The 4,661-nt window shown below is 68.9% G+C and carries 3 protein-coding genes; all 3 read right to left on the bottom strand.

What is annotated here, in order from left to right; translation table 11 throughout:
* Positions 1-1,354, bottom strand: a 1,354-nt coding sequence (locus VGC56_RS04710; protein WP_464123561.1) for a tryptophan halogenase family protein, incomplete at its 3' end; no start/stop codon positions are given.
* Positions 1,351-2,856 (bottom strand): tryptophan halogenase family protein, encoded by a 1,506-nt coding sequence (locus VGC56_RS04715; protein ID WP_464123562.1) that lies wholly within the window; start codon positions 2,854-2,856, stop codon positions 1,351-1,353. The genes VGC56_RS04710 and VGC56_RS04715, both read right to left, overlap by 4 nt.
* A 145-nt stretch (positions 2,857-3,001) precedes the next feature.
* Complete coding sequence (locus tag VGC56_RS04720; RefSeq protein ID WP_464123563.1) at positions 3,002-4,507, bottom strand: MFS transporter; 1,506 nt, start codon at positions 4,505-4,507, stop codon at positions 3,002-3,004.
* Positions 4,508-4,661: the final 154 nt, after the last annotated feature.

Consider the following 4,661-nt stretch of genomic DNA (forward strand, 5'->3'; position numbering starts at 1 on the left):
CCTGTGGCGACAGCCCTTGGCCGAACAGCACCGACAGCCAGCTGTCGCGCGAGAACAAGCCGAACTGATATTCGGGCGAGGTCGCGCGGGCCCGGAACAACGCCATTTTTTGCGCCAGGCTATCCGGCAGCGGCATGTCACGCAGATAATCCCACAACGGTTCGCCCTCGCGCCGGTTGGCGACGTAGTGCAGGATCAGGAAGTCCCGGATCCGCTCATATTGCATGGTCGTCAGGCGGTTGAACTCATCGCCGAGCCGCGGATCGATCGTGCGGTCGGAGGAGGGTGAGGGCATCAGGTCGATGAGGTCGATGATCGCCGCCTGGATGAGGAAGATGCTGGTCGATTCCAGCGGCTCCAGAAAGCCGCTCGCGAGCCCCACGGCGACGCAATTCCCGGTCCAGGCCGAGGTTCGGCGTCCGGGCGTGAAGCGAAGCAACCGCGGCTCGGCCTGCGGTGCGCCGTCGAGATTGGCGAGCAGAGTTTCGTGCGCCTCATCCTGCGAGAGGAACTCGCTGGAGAAGATGTAGCCGTTGCCGATGCGGTGCTGGAGCGGGATGCGCCATTGCCACCCGGCGGCGCGGGCGCTGGCGCGGGTGTAGGGGGTGAAGCCGCCGCCATGGGCGCACGGCACCGCCATCGCGCGGTCGCAGGGGAGCCAGTGCGACCAATCCTCGAAGCCGGCGCCGAGCGCCTGCTCGATGAGGAGGCCGCGAAAGCCGGAGCAGTCGATGTAGAGCTCGCCCGCAACCGTCTCGCCGCTTGCGAGGCGCACGCTCGCGACGCCGGCGGGGCCTTTCTCCACGTCGACGACCTTGCCCTCGATCCGCCGCACGCCGCGCGCTTCGGCGTAGCGGCGCAGGAAGGCGGCGTAGAGGCCGGCGTCGAAGTGAAAGGCGTAGGGCGGGGCGGCGAGGCTGGTGCCGGCGGGGAGGCTGCGGCCGAACCGCTCCTCCTTCGCAGCGACGGCGTTGAAGCAATAGGCACCGAGCTGGTCGGCGACGCCGAGCGCGCGGGCGCGGCGCCAATAATGGTGGAAGGCGATCAGGCCCAAGTCGCGGCCGACGGGGCCGAAGGCGTGCATGTAGCGGTGGCCGTCGCCGCGCCAGCCGTCGAACTCGATGCCGAGCTTGAACGTCCCGTTGCAGGCGCGGAGGAATTCGTCCTCGTCGATGCCCAACGACGCGTTGAACAGGCGGATCGCCGGGATCGTCGCCTCGCCGACGCCGACGGTGCCGATCTCTTCCGATTCCACCAGCGTGATCCGCCAGCCGCGCTCGAGGTAGCGGGCGAGCGCGGCGGCGGCCATCCAGCCCGCGGTGCCGCCGCCGACGATGACGATGTCGCGGGTCATGCGGCAGGCGCCCGGCAATGGCGGTCGATGAAGGCGGCGTGCGAGGGCATCGTCTCCGCGACCTCGGCCATCGAACGGCGAAGGCCCTCGAGGAGGCGCGGCGCGTCCACCTCGGTCCGTTCGTCGACCAGCGGGTCGTAGCGCTCGGGCGTGTTCAATTGGCCGATATGGACGGCGAGCCAGCTCGGGTTCTGGAACAGCTCGGCGCCCGCCGAGACGATGCGGCCGGCGGCGCGGAACTGGTCGATCTTGTACTGGAGCGGCTCGGGCACCGGCATCGCCCCGCAATAGCGCCAGAGCTCCGTGTCGGTGCGTTCGGTGAGCTTGTAGTGGAGGATGATGAAGTCGCGGATGCGCTCATATTCCTCGGCCGTGATGCGGTTATATTCCGCGGCGGCAAGCGGGTCGAAATCGCGGTCCGGCCACAGGGCCAGGAGGCGGGTGATGCCGGATTGGACGAGGTGGAGGCTGGTCGATTCCAGCGGTTCCAGGAAGCCGGCGGCGAGGCCCAGGGCGACGACGTTGCGGCTCCACGTCACGTCGCGCCGCCCCGGCGTGAAGCGCAGCGGGCGCGGGTCGGCGAGCGGGGCGCCGTCGAGATTGGCGAGGAGGGTCTCGGCCGCTTCGTCGTCGGAGACGTGCGCTGAGGAATAGACGTAGCCGTTGCCGACCCGGTGCTGGAGCGGGATGCGCCACTGCCAGCCGGCCGCGTGGGCGGTGGAACGGGTATAGGGCGTGAAGGCGCCGCCGCCGGCGCAGGGCACCGCCATGGCGCGGTCGCAGGGGAGCCATTCGCGCCAGTCGCGGTAGGGCACGCCGAGTTGGCCGCCGAGGAGCAGGCTGCGGAAGCCCGAGCAGTCGATGAACAAATCGCCTTCGACGACGCGGCCGTCGGCGAGGGTCAGCGCCTCGACATGGCCGCTTTCGGGGGCGACGCGGACGTCGACGACCTTGCCTTCGGTGCGGATCGCGCCCTTGGCCTCGGCATAGGCGCGCAGGTGCTGCCCGTAGAGGCCGGCGTCGAAATGATAGGCGTAATCGTAGGTCGACTGGACGAGGCGCGTGTCGGGCGAGGGCGGGGCGAAGCGGCCGCGCGAGGCGAGCGCCCAGGCCATCGAATAATTGTCGAGCGGCCCGGCGCGGCCCCCCTGGCGTTCCTTCAGCCAATATTGGTGGAGCGGGACGGCGTCGAACTCGGCGCCATAGGGTCCGAAGGGGTGGAAGTAGCGGTGGCCCTCCTTGCCCCAGCCGACGAACTCGATGCCGAGCTTGAACGACCCTTGCGTCTTCGCGACGAACTCGCCCTCGTCGAGGCCCAGCGAGTGGTTGAACAAGCGGATCGGCGGGATGGTCGCCTCGCCGACACCAACGATGCCGATCTCGTCCGATTCCACCAACTCGACCCGGCACCCGCCGCGCAGCGCATTGACGAGCGCCGCCGCGGCCATCCAGCCCGCCGATCCGCCGCCGAGGACGACCACCTTGCGGATGTTGCGGGTCATCGAGGTTCTTCGCTCCTCCCCGGCACGGGGAGGGGGACCACGACGCGAAGCGGCGTGGTGGAGGGGGCCTGGCGCCTGAGCGGCGGAGGCGTGGGCCCCCTCCACCATGCTGCGCATGGTCCCCCTCCCCGTCCCGGGGAGGAGCTCATACCGGCTCCTCCACGCGGAGCATCGCCAGCGCGGCCAACGCCATCACCGCCGCCGCAAAGGCCATGGTCCAGATCGGCTCGGTGGGGAAGAAATGCTTCATGATCGAGCCCATCACGGAGGCGACGAGGAGCTGGGGGACGACGACGAAGACGTTGAACAGGCCCATGAAGATACCGAGCTTCCGCTGCGGCAGGCTCGAGGCGAGGATGGCATAGGGCATGGCGAGGATCGAAGCCCAGGCGATGCCGATCCCAAGTTCGCTTACGAGGAGGAGCTTCGGATCGCGGACGACGAAGAAGCTCGCATAACCGAGCGCGCCGCAGAGCAAGGCGGCGACATGGGTGCGGACGCGGCCGATCGAGCGGGCGAGGATTGGGAGCAGGGTCAGCGCGGCGATGGCGGCGACGCCGTTGTAGGTGGCGAACAGGACGTCGACCCAATTGGCACCCTCCTGGTAGAGCGCGCTCTTGGCGTCGGGCGCGCGGTAGAAGACCTGCGCGACCACCGGGGTGGTGTTGATCCACATGATGAAGAGTGCGGACCAACTGAAGAACTGGACGAGCGCGAGGCGCTTCATCACCGGCGGCATGCCCGAGAAATCGCCGACGATGTGGCAGAGCGTGCCCGCCGAGCGCCCGGCCTTGGCAAGCGCGATGGCGAGGGCGCTGGCGAGGCCGTAGGCCAGGAGGAGGCCGCCGAGCAGGTACACCTCCTTCTCCAGGCCGACGCGCCAGACGGCGGCGACGACCAGTGCACCGGCCGCGGCCCAGACGGCGCAGGACGTGTAGGTGCGCGCGGCGAGGGCGCGGAGGGTGTGATCCTCCTCAGCTTCCGCGGCGGCTTCGAAGCGGGCGAGTTCCTCGGCGCTGAATTCGCGGGTGGTGAGGATCGTCCACAGCACCGACAGCACCAGCGCACCGCCGCCGAGCCAGAAGGCGAAGCGCACAGTGTCGGGTATGCCGCCGCCCTGCGCGACGTTGGCGACGCCGAGGCGCTCCAGCGCCCAGGGGATGATCGAGCCGACCACCGCGCCGGCGCCGATGAAGGCGGTCTGCACCGCATAGCCGGCGCTGTGCTGGTCCTTGCCGAGCATGTCGCCGACGAACGCGCGGAACGGCTCCATCGAGATGTTCAAGGACGCATCGAGCACCCACAGCATCAGCGCCGCGAAAATGAGGGCCGGCGCTTCGGGCATGGCGAAGAGGGAGAGGCCGGCAAGGATCGCGCCCGCCAAGAAATAAGGCCGGCGGCGGCCGAAGCGGCCGAGCCAGGTGCGGTCGCTCATATGGCCGATGACCGGCTGAACGAGGAGGCCGGTGAGCGGCGCCGCCACCCACAGGGCCGGGAGGTTGTCGATCGAGGTTCCGAGCGACTGGAAGATGCGGCTCATGTTCGCGTTCTGCAGCGCGAAGCCGATCTGGATTCCGAAGAATCCGAACGAGATATTCCACAGGCCGGCGAGCGACTGCCGCGGCTTTTCCACTGTCGCTGGTTCGTCCATCGCGCACTCTCCCCGCCGGCATTGCTGGCACACGCCACCGGCGCGCACAATGGGAGGTGGACAGCCGTAGAGTCTCGTCTAAGTTCCCGCGCACATTTCCGGCAGGGGAGCCCGAATGAGCCTTTCTGTGATCGATCTGACGGTCGTCATCATC

It is taken from the genome of Allosphingosinicella sp., from assembly GCF_036403745.1.
Lineage (GTDB): Bacteria > Pseudomonadota > Alphaproteobacteria > Sphingomonadales > Sphingomonadaceae > Allosphingosinicella.

Bases quoted from the DNA above. Each gene is read 5' to 3' on its own strand.
- VGC56_RS04715 (WP_464123562.1), bottom strand. From the start codon at position 2,856: ATGACCCGCAACATCCGCAAGGTGGTCGTCCTCGGCGGCGGATCGGCG.
- VGC56_RS04720 (WP_464123563.1), bottom strand. From the start codon at position 4,507: ATGGACGAACCAGCGACAGTGGAAAAGCCGCGGCAGTCGCTCGCCGGC.